Below are 223 nucleotides of genomic sequence, written 5' to 3'. Positions count from 1 at the left end.
TGGGCTTTAATATCCGCGCTGACACCGTTGGCTGCTTCTACGGTGAGTTTTCCACCGAGATGGATCGTCGGAAGCACCCAGGTATTTTCAATGTAGCCTTTATCTGTTTGCTTGATGTAGAACCCTTTGGAATGGGTAATCGTTTGCGCAAAGGTACTGTTTTTTACCGCTTTAAAATTAACCTGACCGTGAGTACTGGTCAGTTTAGCATTTTGATGGGTGG

General features: G+C 45.3%; 1 protein-coding gene. It reads right to left on the bottom strand.

What is annotated here, in order from left to right:
* Positions 1-223: hypothetical protein (locus ABR397_RS25645; protein ID WP_350307900.1), on the bottom strand; the 223-nt coding region annotated here is incomplete at both ends.

The organism is Photorhabdus viridis, from assembly GCF_040256935.1.
GTDB lineage: Bacteria > Pseudomonadota > Gammaproteobacteria > Enterobacterales > Enterobacteriaceae > Photorhabdus > Photorhabdus viridis.
This window is presented reverse-complemented; position numbering and strand designations above follow the sequence as displayed.